The following is a 21095-nucleotide window of genomic DNA, read 5'->3' on the forward strand; positions in this document are numbered from 1 at the left end:
AACAAAGTATAAAAAGATTATTGGATCATTTTTCTTATTTTATACTCACCTCATGAGAAAATAGTATTTTTGAATATTATAATATTTCAAGGCTTATTATGACATCCTTCGTGTTCGACAGTGCATCCCTGCCACATCAAGACAGTTTTGATGCCTATCGCGATCTTTATGCCGGGGGCTCTGACGTCAGCACCAATGGCCTTGGGTTCCGTGGCTGGGTGAAGGCATCGCGCCTGGGGAAGCTCGTGATGTTCGAGCGCAAGCTGAACGATGTTGCGCATGAACGCTCCTTGCGCCGGGCCAGCGCTGACGGGTTCGAACATTTTACCTTGCAGCTCAATCTTTCAGGCCAGTTACAGGTGGAAACGCCGAACGCGACGCGCTCTGTTGCGGCAGGAGACATTGTTCTCTTCGACACTACACAAGCGCAACGCACGATGATGACGGACTGTCACTATGTCACGTTTTCTGTTGCGGCAGATCTGGTCAGCACCGTGGATACGGACGCCCGCAACCTGCACGGTACGGTTCTCAAGGGTGGCAACGCCTTCATTCTGGCCGACCTCATGGCATCGCTGGTGCGGCGCCCCTTGCAGGATGACATGGCCGCTGCCGGGCGCGTGACGCAGATGTTCAGGCAGGCGCTGGCCATGGCGCTGGACACGAGCCACACTGCGCAACCCAAAGACCCTAACGATGCCGTGGAACGTGTGCGGCTTCTGATCGATGCGCACATTGCCGACCGCAACCTCTCTCCCGAATGGCTGAGCAAGAAGGCCAATCTTTCCCGCACACGTCTCTATGATCTTTTCAAGTCTTCGGGCGGCATTTCCCGCCACATACAAAAGGCCAGAGCAACGAAGCTGCGCCAGTTGCTTGCACGACCGGATATGTGCCGCTTCAGCGTGGGCACTCTGTGTCACCAGGTTGGCTTTGCCAGCGAAAGCCACGCCATACGAACATTTTCAGACCTTTTCGCCATGTCTCCCGGCCAGTACCGGCGTCAGCTCAGCGAAACGCAGGCGGCAAAGGACAGCAAATCCGCCGCTGATTTTGATGGCTGGATCAGGGCGCTGACGAACGCCTAGGGCTTTGCCCCGCTTTTGTTCAAACCGCCTGTCGTCAAAGCATAGACGGCATAGGCACCCATGAATCCGTGAACAGACATCATGTAAAGGAAGAAGGCCGCATGCCCCGCATGCTGCATGAGCGCAGAGACGAGCAAGGGGCCGAGCGCGCCGCCCACAGACACGAAGAACAACAGAGATGCCGCCAAGGCGACGTTTTCATGGCCGTGGCCTGCGCGATCATGTCCATGCGCGGAACACAGGGCATAGACCGGAAAACTGAATGCCCCGAAAATGGCGATGCCGATCATGTTGAGCATCGTGTTGGTATCAGCAAAGGCTGACAGAAACCCCGCCACGGCCACCGCCCCAATGAGCGTGACGACAATGACCGCGATGCGGTTCATTCGATCTGAAAAGAAGGCGAGAGGATATTGCAGGATCAGCCCGCCCATCAGACCCGCGCTCATGAAGGTTGCGATACCGGCTGGTGTCATCCCGACCAGGTTCGAGTAGACCGGCCCGGTGGAGCGAAAGGTGGTTGCCGTCATGCCCGCCGCAATAGAGCCCAGCACGGCCAACGGGCTGATGCGCCAGGCGCTGGAAAGATCAAAACGACGAGTTATCGCAGCGGCAGAGCCAGCGGTTTTAACGCGAGAAAATGGAAGCAGCGTTGCGACCAGCACAGCCGAAATCAGCAGAAAAAGCGCGGAACTGTTCACGCCAACAAGCGGAATGGCATATTGTGCCGCAGCCACCGCACCCAAAGTGACAAAGCGGTAGATCGACAATATCTGCGCCCGATGGGAATTGGAGGCGTTCGCGTTGATATAACCTTCAATCAACGCCAGCAGACCAGCATAGGCGAAACCTGATACCAACCGCAGGCCGATCCAGATGGCAGGCTCAGCCGTCGATGCCATCATTGCCGCGACGGATGCCGCAACCGTCACCAATATCGTGAAGATCTGGCTGTGGGAGAACCGGCCCAAAAGCCGCGTGGCCCACAGGCACCCCATGGCAAAACCCAGGCTGTAAACCGCACTCATGACCCCGATGAGGGTGACAGAAAACCCATGAGACGCACCCCGCACAGCAACCAACGTCAGTTGCAGCCCATGCACCCCAATAACCATGCCTGCCGTCACCAGAACGGGAAGCAGATGTCTGATCTGTTTGAAAACCATGCGAGCCTGAAAATACGAACCGGCAGACATAAGCTGCCTAACGTGCGTGGTATGCCGTTTTGAAATGCAATAAAAACAGAAATGAAGATCGAAAGAACTGCTCAAGTATTTCAACGACGGTGCAGAAGCAACAGCGCATGTTTGACGGCCCACCACACGCGCTGGCGGTGACCAAGCGTCCCTGGCAGGAGGCACGCCGACGGCGCGCCTGATTGAGCTTGCTCAAAAAACGACTGGAGCGGGTGAAGGGAATCGATATCTAGCGCTTAACTATTGAATATTTTGTATATTTTTTCTCATAGAAAAAATTATACCGTAAACAATACCGTGAAAATGCTCGTCCTCTATTGCAACTGTGTGAGCTTCAGCAATACTCGCCTCATGACAATCACTACAGACATTATTTCTCCGCAGAACGTCTCACCTGTTTATGAAGAAGGCGATTTTCGTCGTCAATTTTATAACGCGTTCCTCCCAAAACTCGCAACTGAGTATATTTTAAGTCCCGCACCCCTATTTCACGGCTTTAAAGACGCGTTACTTGCTAGCCTCCTCGCGTGGATGCTCCATCCTTATGATAGCAAACTTCGAAAAAGTGTGGCCAAGGCATCAATAATGCGTACCGTTATGAACGCAGAAAAATGGGCCAAAAAACACTCCCCTACGGCGCAAGCTACCGATACCCTGGCAAGACTTCGATTAACTCCACAATTTACAGCTGAGCTGTATTTCGGTGTAGGTGGCATGTCCGCAGCATTCTGGTTAAGCAGCTCAGAATCTGTTCAACAGGATTTAGTTTCAAGAACAAAAAGTGTAATGAATGCCGTTGAAATAATGCAGATAATGCACTTCGTTCAGGCGAACCAGCCATCAAGAAAAAAAGCAACAATAGCTGGTGCAATTTCCGCAATTCACAAGATATGGACCTACCACCCTGAAATTTACATAAGTAGATCCTTCACTCCATATGAAGAGCGTACTCTCAAGGAAGCGTGGAGTGATCATGATATTTCCATCACGTACTTATACGGAGCGGCCAACACAAAAATTTATGACGGTAGATCCTTACTAGAAGCCCTTCTCTCTGGATGGGTCAGTACAGATAGCAAAGCAGATTGGGTCGAGAAATGGCTTGCTCACTCCACATATGCACTTTCAATACTTTCTCAATATCACAATCAAAAACTTTACAAAAAAGCAGCCTCAAGAGCACCATCCTGCCCATCGGAGGCGTTTCCTGTGAAGGAAATATCGGAAAAGGAAAAACACATCATAATGCAAACTTTTCAAATGAATCAATTACATACGGGGTGAATTTGTGGCCCGCACTATCTTTGCAAACAGGGCCTAGTAAAAAACCCATGGTCTCACACAACAGAGGAAAGTGATCATGGAAAAGAAAGACGAATTTATACAAGAGAAACGTTTCGGGCGTGTGAGCGATTTCGTCGGTAAAGGCAAAATGATCCCTGTCAGTCGCTCGACGTGGTATTCCTGGGTGAAGTCAGGAAGAGCCCCCAAGCCGCATCATCTGAGTCCTCGTGTAGCGGTTTATGACATGGCCGCGATATCTCAGTTCCTTCGTACCCTTACGTCGACCTGACCCACCGGTAACATGATTTGCCTAAACTCTATATCGAAGCTGTTGTAGAGTTGTGCGGATAAATTCCCCTAGACTTTGCAACAAGGCTGGCACTCGTTAATCAGTCAGCCCGGAAAATGTCTGATCTCCTGCGAAAACCTCGGGCGTGTGTCGCCAAGGTACAAACGCTGTCGCAAATGAATTCACCGTATCAAGCTGTGAACTTCTTACTCCCGTAGAAATCTAAAATCCAACCCTTTGCCGCCCACTTTGCCAGAGCGCTATCGCCTCTGATCGCAGACGCGCGCCTATGGAGACCCTTCAGTGAAACCTATCGATAAATGGAAAACAAAGCGACATCAGCGACTTACGAAGCGTGTCGCCGAGAGAAACCCGAAAACTACGTTCAATTCCAGCGCAATTAAAGCTCAGCAGGCAGGTCGCCTCCAGACTTTGAACCAAAACTCTCCACTTCACACCACGTGGAAGAGTTTGGATGTGTCTCGCCGAAGCGCAGCATGTCGCTTTGAGTGGGCTCGCCTTCAACTATTTTTACTCGGAATAGTCCTGCCGCTTTTGTTGCGAACGGCACTAACCTTCTATCACATAACAGTCGCGGATAAACGGTGGCACGTCGTACCCACTTCGGCCAGCCGTAAGAGTTTAGATCCTCCACGTCGGAAGGTCCGAGCAGCCATCCAGACGCTTCGGGCTGACGGATACAAACCAGTGTTTGTGGCTGCGTATGAAGTCTCCGGTGATCGAAAGCTAGATGGAAATTACACCTTTGAACCGCATGTGCACCTGATCATCGGAGGAGCTCCCATTGAGAAGTTGAAAGTTGCGTTTCAGGTCCGATTAGCTCGCGAAGCCCGAGGTCGTGACAAGCCTCTACGAATTGAAGCTATTCCAGAATGGGAACTGGGAAATCTCTTGGGCTATCTCGCGAAAATGAAGGCTCAAGATCGGGTTCAATACATCGAGTCCAACGGAAGGCGCAACCGAACTCCAAACCGTATGTCGACCGCAGAGGCAAACTTGTGGCTACGCTGTATGGCGAGCATTCCAATCACACATGCTGTCCAGTTTGGCGGCTTCGAAATCCCCCTCACCTCACGCTTTATCAAAGCCCAAATGGCAACCATCATCGGGACACTCAAATGAAAGATCTCAAGCAGCGTACCATTACGGCTACTGACACGCTCAAAGCAGCCCACCCCCACCTTATGGGCGGCAAAGGGTTGACAACTGTACCTGACATAGTCGCTCAAGCAGCAGGGCCTGATAAAAAACCGGGCCTAGGCCCCGATTATGAGAATTTACCGACTTTAGCGACCCCTTCTGAATTAAACGTCACGATCCTGAAGGGCGACGACAGCCAACTGTACTATTTATTTGAAGCCCGCGGACGGCGGTTTGTGAGGTCCAGTAAGCTGGTTATCGAACAGCGGCAAAAAGTTTGGGGGGACCTTGGGCAGCTTAGTATTTTGGCGGCATCCGCAGATGATAAGAAAAAGGTGAATGAGCAGATTGAGAACCCTAAGAAAAGCGAGAACGCCCTTGTAGCTACCCGCGTCGGCTATGAACGTACCAAAATCCCTCGCTACTTCGTGTACGGTGATGGCACTGTGATTACCCCTCATAATGATCTTCAGGTGATTTCGGTCGTCGGAAATTCCAATCGTGTTTCAAGTTCCGGAAATCTGGATTTGTACGAAACTGAAATCGCAAAAATCATTCGCGATCAGTCAGTACCTATCACTCTATTTTTCTTCGGTCTGTCCTCAGTTGTTAAACCTTTTGTTTCCGGTAACGGCCATAAAGCTGAGAATTTTATGTTCGAGCTTGTGGGGAGGTCCAGTACGTACAAATCTGCCCTGACCTGTACGCTTGCAGCTTCCGCTTGGGGCAAGGGTCACACTAGCGATGGTTACGCGCGTGACTGGAATATGTCGGAACAGAAAATCGAAGAACTGCTTTTAGATTTCAACGAACATCTCCTTATTCTGGATGAGGCCACGTTGGCACATCCACGTGAAAAGGAGCGAGCAGAAAAAATTCTGAATACCGTTCACCGGTTGTCTTCTGGGCAAGGGCGTGCCCGAACAGGGACAGATTCGCTAAGCCACTCGGTATCTATGATGTCAACATCCAATCAACCGATGCATCTCATTCTTCCAGCTAGCGATGAAGTGAGACGCGCTTTAGAAGTGAGGCTAATCTCGTTTCAACTTCCAACCACCAAGTCGAGTTTTTTTGACGTAGCGCCTGAAGGATTTTCAACCATTGATGATGCAATGCAGCATCTTTTCAGGATCACTGCTGACAATTACGGATTACTTGCGAAAGCATACATAAATACCGTTCTAGAAGCGTTGAATAAAGATCCAAATGAAATCAGTGCAGTGCTAAATAGCGCTATTTCTAAATTCCTGAAAAAAGCGGATTTGAAACAAAGTAACAGTGACAAAGATATCTCTTTCAGGAGAGTTCAACCCTTCGCCCTATCTTATGCTATAGCAGTACTTGGCATCCATCTTGGCTTGTTGAAAAAGAAAAAATGGGGGCATGTAAAACGCACCATACTCCGAGCTTGGAACAACTATGGCGCACCGCAACCTGCAATTTTAGATCATCCGCGTATCGTAGCTTACATGAACGATGCCGAAAATAGTTTCGTCGATGCACGTGTGGGAAGCAAGCCGACGATAAGCGACAAGGAATTCCTGAAAGTTGCTGGCTTCATATTTCTTGGAAAAGATAAGAAACTTCATTTAGCCATACCGGCAGGTCGCAGCAAAAATCTAGGCATTTCATCCGCAGTCATGAAAAATCTGAAGGCAGAAGGGGTTCTTCGTGCAGGCGAAAAGGACCTGCAGACGAAACGGGTATTGAGGATTTCAGGGCAAGATGAAAAACGCGATGCATTCTATATCTTCAGAATCCATCAAATTCCTGAGGAAGTAGCGTTCTATAAACGTAACAAGACCAATTAATATCTGGCTCTCACCTTTTGGAGGCTGCTGGTTGTACGCCAGCGGCCTCTTTTTACAAGTAATCAGGTTGTACACGGCCCACGTGGCAGAATGAAGTTAGCGTCCAATGGAACCGGTTGGACAATGTAAGCCTTCTTGATGATATCATCAAAGGAGGCGTTACATGGCATTCATCAAAGCAAAAGATGGCACGAAACTGCACGTCAAGGACATGGGTGAGGGCCGCCCCGTTATTCTGATTCACGGCTGGCCACTGACGGGCGATATGTTCGAATACCAGACGGTCGCTCTGCTGGAAGCAGGCTTCAGGGTCATCACTTATGACCGTCGTGGTTTTGGCCAGTCTGGACATCCCGCCAACGGCTACAACTATGATACCTTTGCAGACGATCTGGGTGACATCATCAACGGGCTCAAACTTGAATCTGTATCGCTTGTCGGCTTCTCAATGGGTGGCGGTGAGATCGCGCGTTATTTGACCAGACACGGCGCTTCGAAAATTTCCAAAGCTGTGCTCGTCGCATCTGTCGCTGGTTATCTCCTGAAGGATGAGACAAATCCTGACGGCGTCGATGCAAGTGTCTTCGAAGGCATGAAGAACGATATTCGCAAAGATCGTTTCGATTTCCTGCAAAGCTTTGCCAAGACGTTTTACGGTGTCGGCTTCGTGACCAGCCCGGTTAGCCAAGGTGTGCTTGACTGGTCATTTGTTCTTGGTGTCATGGCCAGCCCGAAGGCGACCATCGACTGCGTGGATGCATTCGGCAAAACGGACTTTCGGCCAGATTTCGTTGCCTTCACGATTCCCACGCTCGTCATTCATGGCACGGGCGATAAAACTGTCCCGATCGACCCAACAGGCCGCGCCGCCGCAAGCGGGATTTCTGGTGCGCGCCTGATCGAGTACGACGGAGAGCCGCATGGATTGTTCGCGACAGTCCCAGATCGCCTTAATCAGGATTTGATCGGGTTTTTGGCGTAGTCGCCGCTGGCTTGCGGTTGTTTGATAGCCGCAAGCCAGACTTTACCCAGCAATATGCACACCCTTAAGGAAGAAAATCGCCGAATTTGACAATCTATGATTGTAATGATATACCATTACATATTGGCGCTTTTGCCATCATCGAGGGGCCGGTTCGGCCCCTCTTCCATTTGGAGAACTCATTATGACCGCTGTGAACACCGCTGGCCCCTCACCCATCACCCTGCCTTGCCCGATTATCATTTTGGGCCGCGACGACAAGCGAAAGCCTCATGCGTCGTTCTTCCCCGCAACCGACACCCGCCCAGCCGAAAAGGCCGCCGAATTGATGGGTATGTTTGCGTTGAAGGTAGAGACCGACGAGGTACGGTCATTCCTGACGCGATTGCCTCAAGGCAAGCTATTCGAGAGTGGTAAGGCGTTTGTGCCCTTCGTGAAGCAAGAACTCTATAACGAAATTGCGACACACCTTTCCGACGAAGAACGGGAGCGGCTTGAGCAACCACGCGCCGCGCCTGAAACGCCGCCAGCATTCATCACCCATCCAGTGCGCCCGAAAAACCTGCCCGATAGTTTCGACAAAATTGTCGTCGGCAGCGTGGTGCTGGCAACGGAAGCCCCCCTCGAAGGCTGGTACGAGGCGAAGGTCTTGGAGGTGAAAGCCGAAGGCAGCCTGCGGCTTCAATGGCGCGATTATCTTGACGACCCAGCGTTCACGCGCCGTATTGATCAGGTCGCCATCATTCACCCCTCCTATGTCGAGGCTTGATCAGGGATGGCCTGCGCACTCAAGCGAGAATTGAATAAGGATGCGGTTCAACGAACCGCATTCATTCGTCACAAAAACGATGCCTTCCGAACCAGTTTGGTCGGCGGGCGAGTGGTGCTCACGCAAGGCGTGAACGCCCTTGCCGAACACGACCGCCGAACTGTCCTGAAGTCGGTGCAGGCCTTTGCTGATTTCTCACCCAGCAACGATCCCTTTGGCGAGCATGACTTCGGCGCTGTCACGGTCAACGATACGGTGTTCTTCTGGAAAATCGATTACTATGACCGCGACCTGCAAAACGGTTCGCCTGATCCAGCAGATGATGCCGTGACCTGCCGCGTGCTCACCGTTATGCGGGCGGAGGAATACTGACGGCGCAAGATCGCCGCTCACCCAAGCGTCTGATCAGAATGCCAGTCGGAGCTTTTCAGCGCCCCGGTTTACGGCCAGCTTTCATAGGCTCGGGGCGCTGGTCATTTTCGGGAACGGCAAAAAACACGGCAATGTCGGTTGCCAGTGCAGTCGCAAGCCGCGCCAAAAGGTCAACGGACGCATTAAAGTCGCCGCGCTCAATTCCGCTTATTGTTGTTCGATCAACGCCCGCATCAACGGCAAGGTTCTCCTGTGTCACGCTCTTAGCGGTCCTGATTTTTCTAAGATTCCAGCCGATGCGGTCACGATGCTCCATGGAGTCATGGCGACCATCTTGCCGAGCGTTAATCCATCGAATATATACCACATATTCGCGTCAACGTAGAGTGATGCCTGCGAGGCATCGTGTTTTTTGGGGGTAGTATGAAAATCGCAGTTGGAATTATCGGCATGCTTCTCGGCATTTTGGTGCTGATGCAATCATGTGCAGTAACCGCAGGTAGCGGATTGATGAACGACAGCGCCACTGGGGCAGCGGCATCGATTGGAATGCTTGTGGGCCTCGTGTTCGCCATCGCTGGCGCATTTTCGTTCGCACTGCCGTTGGTGGGGGCCATAATGTTTTTTGTCGCCGGGCTGCTAGCGTTCATGGCCTCAACCCAAGGCAACTTCGGCGACATCACGATCTGGGGCTATATCGCCATGGTGCTGGCGATCATGGGCTTTTTCACGTGGCGCTCTGCAAAGCGGAAGAAAAACCAGCCCACGGTATAAAGCTGGCTCACCCGGCTTGACGGAAATTCATACAGGCATTGGACATCTTATGAGCGCTTACATTGACGCCATGCGTCGCTACGCGACGTTTTCAGGGCGATCCACCCGGACGGAATTCTGGTACTACCACCTTGTATTTCTCGCCCTTGCGTTTGGCGGCTTGATTATCGACGTCGTCATTGCTGGGTCTCGTGAACCCCAGCCCCTCGTTTCGGCGTTGATCGTGATTGGCCATTACCTCCCTTCGCTCGCGATCATCGTCAGGCGTTTGCACGACCTGGACAAAAGTGGATGGCTGGTGCTGACCTGCCTCATACCGCTGGTTGGCATTGTCGCATTCATCGTGATCGGAAGCAGCCCGTCAAAGTCACACGTTCAGGACATTGCAGCGCGCATAGGTGGTGGTGATCACCTGACGCGTCAGCCTGACGCTTCCAGTTCGGCTGATCAGATTGGACGCATCGAAAAACTGGCCGCTTTACGCTCGTCCGGCGCAATTACGGATGCCGAGTTCGAAGCGATGAAAGCAAGCATCCTCCAAAACCTTCAGCCGTCACAGAAACCCGCCTGAAGCGCATGTGTTGCAAACAGCAGAGCGAAAGAAAGCATGATGATCAGGAAAGCCAGTACGATTTTTACAGCGCTGGGTATCAGCGTCACAGTTGCTGTCGCTACGCAAGCACGCGCCGAGGAGCAGTCTTATTACAAGGGAAATAGCTTGGAGATTTTCCTGCATACCCCTACGGACGGAAAACAGGCATTTTGTGCCTTTCGCAGTACGGCATGGTCGGGGAAGTCGGTTGCGATTGAGTACACATTGATTGGCACAGATAAAATTGTTCCGCGGCTACGGGTGACGAAGCAAAACTGGAACCTGCCGGTTGGCCAAACGACGAACGTCGCCATCGGCACCGCTTGGGCAGGTGGTATTCAGTTCACTTCCAAGGTCGTCAGCACTGATGAAATGTACGGAGAAATTCCTGGCGCTATCGCAGAAGACGGCGGCGGCTTCATGGTCACCACCATTTTAGGCACAGCAATCTCGACCAACAAGCCAGCTACGCTGGCCGTGACCTTTCAAGGCAACGAACCAGTATGGCACGTGCCGGTGGTGAGCTACGCAGACGCTGTTGGGTTGGGTACGGGTTTTGACAACTGTATCACGGCCTTGACCCAACTCGCTCCGTCACTATTCAAGTCGCCTGAGGTTTCGAGCACATCGCCCTTTGCCGAACCACCGAGCCAGAATAGCGCCACTTTTCAACCACCAGCACCAAATCGAAGCGTCATGTTTGGAGACACCCCTCCTGCGCCAGCTGTGAGCCCGGCTGCCTTGGCCTCAACGTGGACCTTTGAAAAACGCGAAGAGGATTGGGGTGACACCTGTTTCGTTGAAACGAAACAAGGTGACATGACGGTTGGCTTCATGGGGGCACCCGGTAAAGACTTTGTCGGTTTTGTCGAGGGAGCACCATTCAAAGATTCCGTTCGTGCCACTTGGAAAATCGATGACGAAGGCGGTTACATCTCCAATGGCCACTTAGATGATTATTTCGGCTGGTACGGCTTTTACGAGATTTCGAGCGAAATTCTCAATGATGGCAAGAATGGCAAAAAATTGGAGATCGAAGATTTTGATGGGGGGTCGATCACACTCAGCTTGGCAACCGCCGCCGTACCGTTCTCTCAGTTTCAACTTTGCTTCAGCAAGCCTGCAATGAAAGCCGAAGTTTCAGACAAGTATCCGGGTGCACCGCAAACGCCGCCCAATCGGAAAAACTGCTTGCTTGTGGTCGATGGAAAGAAAGCCATTGACGGTGCCTGCTACTGGAAACAGGACGACACGGATAAGGGCAGCTTCTACATGGAGGGAAATCGATATTTCGCTTACATCGGAATAGATGGTTCGACCGCGTCAGGAGCGTGGAACGAAACGCCCGGCAGCACTCATGCGCACACAAACCTTGGAGACATGAGACGCGACGGGAAATGCTGGAAGAGTAAAACTGTTCGCCTTTGCCCCGGCACCGAATGATAAGGGTCAGTGTCGAGCCAGTTGGGTTGGCAGAAACACCAGTACGTTGAATCCCTCCCTGACGTGGAAATGCTTATCGGTCAGCAGATTGTCGCCATGCGCGTCCATGAACCACCGTGCTACGCCAGCATCGTAGAACTCAGTAATCGTCGCCCCGACCACCGACCTTGCCGCAGCTAGCATTTCGGCCTTATCCAGCTTTCGCGTGTTGATCTGCGCAAGCCTGCGTTTGGCTGGCTTGCCTGCATCGGATACGAACACTGAGAGCCTGCTACCGTGATAATATTTTACTCGGACCCGTAACCGCTTCGGACGGGCTTTATCGAAGTCATCGTTGATCGACTGGATGCGGGCTTCGATCTCCTCACCCTTGAGATGGGTTTCTGGCATCACGTCGCTGACGGGTATGAGATCATCGGCAAAATGCTCCTGCGCCACTTCGGCTGCGTGATGAGCATAGGCAAGATGCGTCACGGGCAGAGCGGCAAGCCACTTGCGCCGCTGGGCGATGGCCATAGATTTGGCTGCAAGCTCACCAAACTTCGCAACAGCAAAGCTCTCGCGCTTCTGGCCGTCATTGGTCATCAGTGTGGTTTCCCAGACGTCGCCGTCTCGCGTCTCGACCCGACGCACGCCCGATATACCGCTTTTGTTGGTCTTGCGAAGCAGAACCGCCTGCTCGTGATTGGTCGCGGGCGGTATGGCTTCGATGATTGCATCGCGATAGGCCCGCGCCGCCTTGTAAGTAGCTTCATCACAGCCGTAAACACTGTCCTTGAACAGGCGCACGATCCTGTGGCCGCGTCGTCTCAGGCTCACCCACCAGCCAGCACCACGACGCTCATTGGCGTCCTCGCGTTTCAGTCCATAGTTATCTGCGTCGTGCTTTGTCTGCGGGCTGTGTGCCTTCCTCCGGCTCTTCCCTACCCCACTGTCCATATCCACTAACGCCATCACCGTGTCCTCTGGCTCAGCCTCTCCTCCAATTAGACGACAGATTACGGCGAGTTTGGGATGCCACGTGAAGAATATGGGCTTTCGGTTGCAAATATGACCAGCACTCCATCCTTTCGCCACAATGATTGATTGCATTCGGCCCAGAATTTGACAGCTGATTGATAATTTATCCAATCCGATCACCGGGGTTCCCCATGACCGACCAGCCTTCGCCGTCCGAGTTCATCCAGGCCAGCCGTGTTTTGAAGGTCAAGTCGCCGCTTGGCGAAGACCAGTTGCTACCGGAACGGATGATCATCAACGAAGGCGTCTCGCAACTCTTCGAGATACAGCTGAATGTCCGTGCCAAGAAGGAATCGGTGAAGCCAGAAGAACTGATTGGTCGATTGGTGGATGTCTCGATCGAGGTGCAACAGGGTGACGGCGAAGAGGGCAGCGGCATCCGCCGCCCCTTCAATGGTCTGGTGACCGACCTGCATGAGGGGCCACCGATCACCCGTGGTCTGCGATCTTACGCCATGACCATTCGCCCACAGATGTGGCTGCTGTCTCGCCGTTCCGACTGCCGTATCTGGATGGACAAGACATCAATCGATATCGTCGAGACGCTGTTTTCCGAGCACGGCATTCCAGCACCGGATACGTCAGGTGTGATCAAAACTCCGCCGGTGCAGCATTACAGCACCCAGTTCAACGAGACCGACCTCGACTATCTTTTGCGCCGTTTCGAAGAAGACGGATTGTACTACTTTTTCAGCCATGAAGACGGCTCTCACAAGCTGCATGTGGCCGATACCGCCAATGGATGGCTTGGACCATCGCCCTCCGCCCAGGGCGAAGGCAAAGTGAGATTGGCACAGGGCTCGTCGGACCGCAACCACATCAATGACTGGGCTCGCCGCTTTTCCTATGTGTCGGGCCAGCGCGCAGGCGCCGACTGGAATTTCGAGACACCCGGCATGGTGCCGGGCAATATGACGCCATCACTGGTGCAGATGCCGGATGCGACCAAGCGTGAGCTTTACGAATACCCGGCCCGTATCAAAACGGTCGAAGAAGCAGAGCGTGCGCAAAAGCTGCGGGCACAGTCGATCGAAGCTGACCACGACCGCGTCTTCGGCGGATCGACCTCCCGCATTCTCGAAGCAGGCCGCCGCTTCACGCCTTACGAGGTGGCCCATCCCGAACATGAATATGAAGAGCATGTGATCATAAAGGCGAGCCACACCATCGTAGACCGCTCCTATGAGACCAACAGCAACGAACCGGAATACCGCAATACATTCGAAGCGATCCCCGCCCGCGTACCACTGACCCCTCACCGCACGACCAAGCGCCCCAAAATCGAAGGCACGCAGGTGGCCATTGTTGCTGGACCCGAGGGTGAGGAAATCCACCCGGATCAATATGGTCGCATCAAGCTGTGGTTCCCATGGGACCGCAAGGCGAAGAAGGATGGAACCGATACGTGCTGGGTACGGGTCAGTCAGGCATGGGGTGGCGGAACATGGGGTGCGCAGGTCATTCCCCGCATTGGCATGGAGGTGATAGTCGCCTTTGTCGATGGTGATCCAGATCGTCCACTGGTGACAGGTGTCGTCAACAACCCGAAAAATTCGGTGCCTTACGATCTACCGGCCAACAAGACCCGCATGGTGTTGCGCTCCAATACGCACAAGGGCGATGGCTTTAATGAAATCACCTTCGAGGATGAGGCGGGCAAAGAGAACCAGTTCTTCCATGCGCAGAAGGACCAGACCACTCGCGTCCTCAACGACCGCACGAAGCGCATCGACCGCCATGAGGTGGCCTCTGTCGGTGGCAACCGTGCGGTCGAAGTGTCCGGCAACCAGAAGCATGAGATCGGTGGATCGGTGAACACCGTCGTTGGCGGCACTGGACCGATGGCGATGATGGCCATGGCAGGCGTTCAGGCGCTATCTGGTCAGACGGCTGGGCTCCTCAGTCAAGCCGCCCAGATTGCCGGTGGAGGAAGTCCAGGCGTGGCAGCCTTTGCCACGTCACTGGCGTCATCAGCACTTGGGTTCCTCGGTGCTGGTGGGATGACTTCGCGTGAGGGTGTTGTATCAGGCCCCAGCCCACGCGCAGATGCAGGAACGGCACTTGCTGGTTCCGGTACGGGTGTTGGAACCGATGCTTCCAGTCTCTTCCCTCTTTCTGGCATCATGAACACGATCATCGGGTCGTTCCAATCGACGTCTGTGGGGGTCGCACAAACTGAGCAGATCGGCGTCAGCAAGGTATCCAACGTTGGGCAAACCTCGCTTGAGAACATCGGAAAATTCAAAAAAACGATAGTTGGAGAAGAGTTTGTCATCGAATGCGGTGCATCGAAGTTTATCATGCGCAAAGATGGCACGGTCATCATCCTTGGTACGAATTTCAACTTCACTGCTTCAGGTCCCACGCAGATCAATGGCGTCGTGGTTGATCTGAACAAGCCGGGCGGCGGTTTCTCCGAGGCCGGTCCCACGTCAGCGGATTCATCGGCGAAGGGTTGACGTGTCATGTCTGTGGACAATCGTACACCGTTCCCTGCACTTGCGTTCCGGCAGTACAATATGGTCGGCGACCTCATGGGTGTCGTCGTCGCGAGAGGGACATTCAAACTCACCAACGGCGGCCCTCTACAACTGGCAGACAAGCAACAACCTCTTGTCATGTCCGATGTTTACGATGGCGATCCGCACCAGACGCCGCAGATGGCCTGCACAGACCTTACGCCATTCAAACCCGGCACCGATGTTACTTTCATAGGTGCTACCTTCCCCCCGAACGGCGAGCCCTCACCATCATGGACTTGCGGCCTGCGGGTTGGCCCCATCGAAAAACGTTTACGCGTCCACGGCCCCCGCCTTTGGCGTGCAAAAATACGTAAAACTTGGCGGGGACTTGTAGATCGCCAACACGAAGATGCGTTAGACGGCTGGGAGCTAACCGTGGGTGAGCCGGTGTCTTATGTACCGCTGGACTGGCGGCTGGCGTTTGGCGGTCGTTTGGAGGATCAAGCCATAGAGGCAAATCCCATCGGTATTGGCCTAGTGGACGAGGAACGTTTCAGAGAGCAACCTGAGTGGCCTGCACCGCAAATCGAGTACGAAGCCGAGCTAATCCGTGCCGTCACCGACAGACCGAAACCCGCCGGTCTTGCTCCGATCTCTCCGTTTTGGAAAGATCGAGCTGACCTCGCTGGAACATACGATGATGACTGGTTACAGAACCGCCACCCGCTTCTACCACCGGACTTCGACTTTGCCTTCTGGCAGGCTGCCCCGAAAGATCAGATCATTGACCCATGGTTGGCTGGTGACGAGCCATTTGAACTCCACAGACTCCTGCCCCAGTTCGAAGCTCTCACTGGAACTCTACCTCGCGTCAATCTCCGTGTAGAACTCAATCAAGGGAAAGGTTTACAGTCGGCACCGTTGGTTCTCGACGGAGTCCATTTCGATATGCGCCCCGGCGTTGGGCGCGTTTTTCTGACGTGGCGAATAGGGTTTCCTTGGCCTGATAGGCATGGCCTCCCCACATTATCACTTGCGAACAGTGGTGTGGAGCTCGCTACATGAATGACAGCCCCACAGTGCTGGAGCCCATCACCGTCTATGGCTCGGATCCAGTTGCGAATCCCGCTCTTGCCCAAGAATTGAACCTGCCATCCAGCACGCTTTTTCATGAGCCGGACCGCGCTGCCGGATACGTCGATTATAGAAGAAGTCTTGAGGGTGAAGAAGAACGGGCGTATTTCAACGACCCAAAAAAGGGCGACGAGTATCATCCGCCGCCAACCGCCGCTAATCCAAATCCACCAGAGTTCATACCGGATGATGCGTCGGCATTGGCCGTATGCCTATCGCCCGATGTATGTCGATCCCCCGAGAAGCCGATCCCTTACATGTGTTGGGGTAAAGGTGATGATCAAAATAACTATTCACCAGATGTTCGCTCCAACGGGTTAGTCATCAAGCGCCAAAATTCTCAGTTCTATTGCTCCTACGGCGACCAGCCTGGAGTGGGGTTGGGTGTAAAATCGGGTACGGTTGGGGATGTTGTTGATCCAGTTACGTCTTCAACCATTGTAAGAGCCAATGGAATTCCCGTTCAAAGGCACACGGACCGCTGCACCCTAAATAGCGGTAATTGCCCCGGTGAATACATCAATGTGAAATCAACCACCACGACGCCAGCCCCAGACGCGACTGACGAAGAGGATAAAGCTTGGTACGAGGAGGCATGGGACTGGACCGATAAAAAGCTGTCTGAGGCGGGACAGGCGATCACTGAATTCGACCAAAACAATGGAATGGTCGTAACCCGAACTGTCGGTGGCCTACAAGCAGTGGGGGGAGCAGCTGAGGCCGTAGCCGGGGCTGCGCTTGCCGGTGTCGGTGGTGCTGCGACCGGCACCGGGGTCGGTGCAGCGCCCGGCATACCTGCGATGATTGGTGGCGGACTGCTCGTCGCAAATGGGTATGATAACTTCCAAGCAGGACTACGTCAGGCTTGGACCGGGGAGTCGACGCCGACAATGATCGCAGGCGGGTCCGGCGACCTTGCAAGACTTGCCGGAGCATCGGAACAAACAGCACAGCAGGTCGAAAATACCGTCGGGATGGTTCAGGGTGTTGCAGGAGGCACCGGAGCCGCCGCAGCGGGTATGCGAGTTGCAGGAAGAACTGCTGCCACGGCTGAAGCGGGTGCGTTGGCCAGAACTCAAACTGGACGGACGGCGGTCGAAACCGGTGAACAAGGTGCAAGAAGTACGAGGCGGGTTAGCCTTCGCAGACAGTATCTCGGGAATACGCCGTCCAAGACACACCGTACCGGCAACGAAGTGCGTGAAAGAATGCGTGAGGAGGGATTGGTCCGCACCAACCGTAGAGGGCAGGACGAGTTTTTTGACCAAGAAAACAATGTTTGGAGACCAGTCGATTCACCGCAGACACATATGGGGCATCACCCAGTCGACGCTGTTGACTATTGGAACACTACTGGACGCTTCCACGGCGCTCGGTCACAAGAAGTACGAGATTGGATGTTGAACTCTGACAATTATAGGTTCGAATGGGGGCCATCAAATTCGAGCCGTGGAGGCCAAACCCCCTCTCGGTATCTGCCGCCTGCAAATTGAGGATCATATGACCAGAAAGCCCGAGTTAGAAAAAGACGTAAAAGCTCAGATTGACAACCTGTTGGAGTTGTCCGGCAAAAAATTCCAAGACGGCGATCTTGCGGAGTCAGTTCAACTAGGGTTGCAAGCTTGGAAGCTAATACCGGAACCCAAGGAAACGTGGGATTATTACCCTCAAAGCCTTTCAGCTGGCTTTGTCCAAGACTACGTCGATCTCGGAGATAAGACTAATGCTTCAAAATGGATCGATATCATGGCGAAAATGTACGACGATCCAAATCATGAGGATCATCTTGTCTTGATGACTGAAGGTGAAGCTATGTACAAACTTGGGGACAAAGAGAGAGCGCATTACGTGTTTTCAAGGATATATGAGTTGTTTGGAAAGCAAGGTTTTGCTGGGGAACAAAAACAATATTTGGATTTCGTTTTGAACGAGAAGAGAAGCGGTGAATAATACTCAAAAGGAAATCCCAGACGAAATCTACCGAGAAGTAGTTCGTCTTTCAGCAATTGGTGACGAGCATATAGAACTTGATGCACCAACGAAAGCAATAAGCGCGTGGCAACACGCGCTTGATCTCTTGCCGAATCCCAAACGAGTATGGGATGCTTCAGTTTGGCTGAACGCGTCAATTGGAGACGCATTTCTTCAGCTGGAAGACTTCGACAATTCATTGTCGTCCTTTAGAGAAGCTGAAGCAAGTGGCGAGGGAGTTTCAAATGCGTTTGTCCAATTTGGAATCGGAGTTTCCTTATATGAGTTGGGGCGCCCCGATGAGGCCAAGGACCACCTTTTACGCGCGTATATGTTAGAAGGTGAGGAAATATTTGGTGAGTCAGACCCAAAATATCTTTCATTTCTAAAACGTGAAAAGCTGGTGTAATCCCGCTTTGGCCGGTGACGTGGAATGAGCGGATTAAGCAGTTTCGAAGAAGCTCTAGAAATTCTAGACGCCAACAAATCACAAGCGGATTTTTTCGGCCCCGCAAGCGAAGACGATTTATTGAAATCCTCTAAGATGATCGGCTTAAAGTTTCCACCAAGTTATAAAGCATTTCTCAAACATCTTGGTGTGGGTGCATTTAGCGACGCTGAGTTTTACGGGATAATTGCTACTAAAGTTCCCGGGACCTCTGTGCCAAGTATGACGTGGCGAACATTAGACGACAGAGAAACTGCTGGGCTCCCTGACCATCTTATACCTATTATGAGCAGTGGGTACGGCCCTTTGTTTTGTCTCGATGCATCGAGGAGATCTAACGATGGAGAATATGCAATAGTCTTGTGGACACCATCGAATAGTGAAAACAACCCGCCTGAAATAATTTCCGATAGCTTTGGTGACTTCTTCTTCAACGAGATAAAGAGCCGTATTTAAACATAACTGGGTCAGCATAGACGAATTGGCAACCATTCCGCGCTCACCGTCACATGAGGGTATACCCTTAGGTGACAAGCAGCGTGTTACCTAACGGTATGTAACATCTGGGTTGACATCGACTATTTGTGACGAGGTAGCCTAGGGCCTAAAGCTTGAGGTTACACATGGCTCGCATCGGTTATGCACGCGTCAGCACTATTGATCAGGATTTGCAGGTTCAACTTGATCGCCTCAGGAGCGAGGGCTGCGAAATCATTCGCTCAGAGAAGGTGTCAGGTGGTAGCCGCGATGGCCGCATTGAACTGGCAACTGTAATTGAGTTTCTGCGAGAAGGCGACGAGCTAGTCGTTACGCGGCTTGATCGCCTCGGGCGCGACACACGCGACGTTCTGAACATAGTGCACGATTGCCAGCAGCGTGGTGCGTTCGTAACAATCCTCGACCCCCACGTTTCGACGCGGGGGGAAATGGGCCCGGTCATCTTAACTGTTCTCGGAATGGTGGCCCAGATGGAGCGGAGGTTTATCAAAGAGCGTCAACGTGAAGGTATACAGCGAGCTAAGGAGGCTGGTCTATATAAAGGCGGAAAAAATAGATTAAATCACGAAACTATAATACAGTTGCGCGAGGATGGATTAACATCCGCGTCAATTGCCAAAAAATTGAAATGCTCTCGGATGCAAGTATATCGCGTTCTCATCGCCAACAAGAAAAAATCTTAGTTCTGCAGTACAAGAATTAACTCTTCAGACGCCGCCCGAGCATTTCTATTGCGCGAATTCCCACCAAGAGTCGAAAATCGACCACTGACCTTCTCAAACTTAATCTTATAGTATGTTGCAGCGATTTCCTTCACTTGATCGCCGCTGAGGCCATTTGAGGCTTTTCCAGCAGGAAAGGTGATAATTGCATTTGCGCCCACCTCTGATAGAGCACTGAGGACGCGCTTCAAAGCGTCGGTTGATGTCCCCATCATTGAATATTTTGACTTAGGTCGTGCTTCAGGAGGGGGATACCTACCGCTCCCAGAAACTTCGACCCTCTCGTTTATAACAAGAGTTTCTAAGACGTGATAAAATCGACTGTAGTGAACACCTGAGTACGGAGGATCCAGAAATGCAAGGTCGCCTTCTTTGAGCATTAAAGCGAGCTCATTTGCATCCTGCTGAACAGCCGTTCCGATCCTTTTGGCAGTGATGCCGTTAATCTTGCCAAAAGCTGAAGTGACATAATGAGGAATTGATTTTTTCCAACTGTCCGCCAGAAAGCGCCCGGCAGTTTCGTTGGGCTTGAAAGGCTGCGCGGTGTGGCCTGGAGAGGCTGCGCAACTGCTCGCCGCCCAAATCAGTGAAGCCTGACAAATTGCTTTGGAGCCAATACTTACCGGTAACGTAGCCCTTAGCGCATCCAACCACATTGATTGCAACGTGCTGTAGTAGTAACCACCATACGCTTTATTTATAGGTCCATTGCCTTCGGCTGACAAGGCACGAGCGGACAACGCGACACCACTTATACTTTTATCATTTATGTGACCTTGGATAACTTTCGCTTCAGCAAGGTTGTGATCCTGTTCCAAATACTGTGCTGCGCGAAAAATCCAATCCTCCAAAACAGAATATTCCTCCTCATGTGTCCTTGATAGAACGCCTTCGGCTAAAGCTACAGAAAAGAACTGAAGATCGGCCGCCAATACTGGTATGCTGTACTTATTGGCCACGTGCCAAGAGACAGACCCAGATCCGGAAAACATGTCGATGAAACGAGTGTGGCCTGGAATTGCCTTTTGAATAGTCTCGCCTAGACCATTTAACAGCATTGAACGTTTAGAGCCCAT

The 21095-nt window shown here is 52.4% G+C and carries 22 protein-coding genes; 18 read left to right on the forward strand and 4 right to left on the reverse strand.

All coding sequences use genetic code 11. The annotated features are described in order from the left end of the window. Positions 1-98 precede the first annotated feature (98 nt). Complete coding sequence (locus tag IFT53_RS03165) at positions 99-1088, forward strand: helix-turn-helix domain-containing protein (RefSeq protein ID WP_192063377.1); 990 nt, start codon at positions 99-101, stop codon at positions 1086-1088. On the opposite strand, the gene IFT53_RS03170 is transcribed toward IFT53_RS03165, so the two are convergent. After that, the gene (locus IFT53_RS03170; RefSeq protein ID WP_192063376.1) at positions 1085-2254 is read right to left on the reverse strand and encodes an MFS transporter; all 1170 of its coding nucleotides are present in this window, start codon (positions 2252-2254) and stop codon (positions 1085-1087) included. The genes IFT53_RS03165 and IFT53_RS03170 overlap by 4 nt on opposite strands. A gap of 381 nt (positions 2255-2635) precedes the next feature. On the opposite strand from IFT53_RS03170, the gene IFT53_RS03175 reads away from it, so the two are divergent. The 7 genes from IFT53_RS03175 to IFT53_RS03205 all read left to right on the forward strand — a co-directional run bounded on the left by IFT53_RS03175 (position 2636) and on the right by IFT53_RS03205 (position 8955). Further along, a complete protein-coding gene (locus tag IFT53_RS03175; RefSeq protein ID WP_192063375.1) occupies positions 2636-3568 on the forward strand; it encodes a hypothetical protein in 933 nt (310 codons plus the stop codon). Positions 3569-3644: 76 nt separating this feature from the next. Continuing rightward, positions 3645-3857, forward strand: coding sequence for a helix-turn-helix transcriptional regulator (locus tag IFT53_RS03180; RefSeq protein WP_192063374.1), 213 nt, complete (start codon positions 3645-3647; stop codon positions 3855-3857). Between the two features lie 303 nt (positions 3858-4160). Continuing rightward, entirely contained in the window at positions 4161-5000 is an 840-nt protein-coding gene (locus IFT53_RS03185; RefSeq protein ID WP_192063373.1) for a hypothetical protein, read from the forward strand. Continuing rightward, positions 4997-6832: a DUF927 domain-containing protein gene (locus IFT53_RS03190; RefSeq protein ID WP_192063372.1), complete on the forward strand. Its 1836-nt coding sequence runs from the start codon at positions 4997-4999 to the stop codon at positions 6830-6832. The genes IFT53_RS03185 and IFT53_RS03190 overlap by 4 nt, the downstream gene beginning before the upstream one ends. 163 nt (positions 6833-6995) lie before the next feature. Further along, positions 6996-7814: an alpha/beta fold hydrolase gene (locus IFT53_RS03195; RefSeq protein ID WP_192063371.1), complete on the forward strand. Its 819-nt coding sequence runs from the start codon at positions 6996-6998 to the stop codon at positions 7812-7814. A 184-nt stretch (positions 7815-7998) separates the two neighbouring features. Next, positions 7999-8583 (forward strand): hypothetical protein, encoded by a 585-nt coding sequence (locus IFT53_RS03200; RefSeq protein WP_192063370.1) that lies wholly within the window; start codon positions 7999-8001, stop codon positions 8581-8583. Between the two features lie 6 nt (positions 8584-8589). Beyond that, the gene (locus IFT53_RS03205) at positions 8590-8955 is read left to right on the forward strand and encodes a DUF3768 domain-containing protein (protein ID WP_192063369.1); all 366 of its coding nucleotides are present in this window, start codon (positions 8590-8592) and stop codon (positions 8953-8955) included. 55 nt (positions 8956-9010) lie between these two features. Here the strand turns inward: IFT53_RS03205 and IFT53_RS03210 are convergent, their stop codons facing one another. Further along, positions 9011-9271, reverse strand: a complete 261-nt coding sequence (locus IFT53_RS03210; RefSeq protein WP_192063368.1) for a helix-turn-helix transcriptional regulator — start codon at positions 9269-9271, stop codon at positions 9011-9013. 134 nt (positions 9272-9405) lie between these two features. Here IFT53_RS03210 and IFT53_RS03215 point away from each other — a divergent pair, with 134 nt between their 5' ends. Genes IFT53_RS03215 through IFT53_RS03225 form a run of 3 tightly spaced genes read left to right on the forward strand, consistent with a single transcriptional unit; the run spans position 9406 to position 11764 of the window. After that, entirely contained in the window at positions 9406-9729 is a 324-nt protein-coding gene (locus tag IFT53_RS03215; protein ID WP_244656194.1) for a hypothetical protein, read from the forward strand. 49 nt (positions 9730-9778) lie between these two features. Further along, positions 9779-10300 (forward strand): DUF805 domain-containing protein, encoded by a 522-nt coding sequence (locus tag IFT53_RS03220; RefSeq protein ID WP_192063366.1) that lies wholly within the window; start codon positions 9779-9781, stop codon positions 10298-10300. A gap of 36 nt (positions 10301-10336) precedes the next feature. Further along, positions 10337-11764, forward strand: a complete 1428-nt coding sequence (locus IFT53_RS03225) for a hypothetical protein (protein WP_192063365.1) — start codon at positions 10337-10339, stop codon at positions 11762-11764. 6 nt (positions 11765-11770) lie between these two features. Here IFT53_RS03225 and IFT53_RS03230 read toward each other — a convergent pair whose 3' ends face one another. Beyond that, on the reverse strand, positions 11771-12718 hold the full coding sequence (locus IFT53_RS03230; protein ID WP_244656193.1) for a hypothetical protein: 948 nt from the start codon (positions 12716-12718) through the stop codon (positions 11771-11773). Between the two features lie 197 nt (positions 12719-12915). Here IFT53_RS03230 and tssI point away from each other — a divergent pair, with 197 nt between their 5' ends. From tssI to IFT53_RS03265, 7 genes are all read left to right on the forward strand, one after another. Continuing rightward, entirely contained in the window at positions 12916-15243 is a 2328-nt protein-coding gene (gene tssI / locus IFT53_RS03235; protein ID WP_192063364.1) for a type VI secretion system tip protein TssI/VgrG, read from the forward strand. 6 nt (positions 15244-15249) lie between these two features. After that, on the forward strand, positions 15250-16311 hold the full coding sequence (locus tag IFT53_RS03240) for a DUF2169 family type VI secretion system accessory protein (RefSeq protein WP_192063363.1): 1062 nt from the start codon (positions 15250-15252) through the stop codon (positions 16309-16311). Next, positions 16308-17873, forward strand: a complete 1566-nt coding sequence (locus tag IFT53_RS03245) for a PAAR-like domain-containing protein (protein ID WP_192063362.1) — start codon at positions 16308-16310, stop codon at positions 17871-17873. Before IFT53_RS03240 ends, IFT53_RS03245 begins: the two co-directional genes overlap by 4 nt. Before the next feature lie 7 nt (positions 17874-17880). Beyond that, positions 17881-18330, forward strand: a complete 450-nt coding sequence (locus tag IFT53_RS03250; protein ID WP_192063361.1) for a hypothetical protein — start codon at positions 17881-17883, stop codon at positions 18328-18330. Next, complete coding sequence (locus tag IFT53_RS03255; protein WP_192063360.1) at positions 18323-18760, forward strand: tetratricopeptide repeat protein; 438 nt, start codon at positions 18323-18325, stop codon at positions 18758-18760. Before IFT53_RS03250 ends, IFT53_RS03255 begins: the two co-directional genes overlap by 8 nt. A 24-nt stretch (positions 18761-18784) precedes the next feature. Further along, complete coding sequence (locus tag IFT53_RS03260) at positions 18785-19255, forward strand: SMI1/KNR4 family protein (RefSeq protein WP_192063359.1); 471 nt, start codon at positions 18785-18787, stop codon at positions 19253-19255. A gap of 167 nt (positions 19256-19422) precedes the next feature. Next, on the forward strand, positions 19423-19980 hold the full coding sequence (locus tag IFT53_RS03265; RefSeq protein ID WP_192063358.1) for a recombinase family protein: 558 nt from the start codon (positions 19423-19425) through the stop codon (positions 19978-19980). Here the strand turns inward: IFT53_RS03265 and IFT53_RS03270 are convergent. Next, on the reverse strand, positions 19977-21095 hold the full coding sequence (locus IFT53_RS03270; RefSeq protein WP_244656217.1) for a DNA adenine methylase: 1119 nt from the start codon (positions 21093-21095) through the stop codon (positions 19977-19979). The two genes, IFT53_RS03265 and IFT53_RS03270, sit on opposite strands and share 4 nt — an antisense overlap.

The organism is Rhizobium sp. CFBP 13644, assembly GCF_014842165.1.
In the GTDB taxonomy this organism is placed as follows: Bacteria; Pseudomonadota; Alphaproteobacteria; order Rhizobiales; family Rhizobiaceae; genus Agrobacterium; species Agrobacterium tumefaciens_C.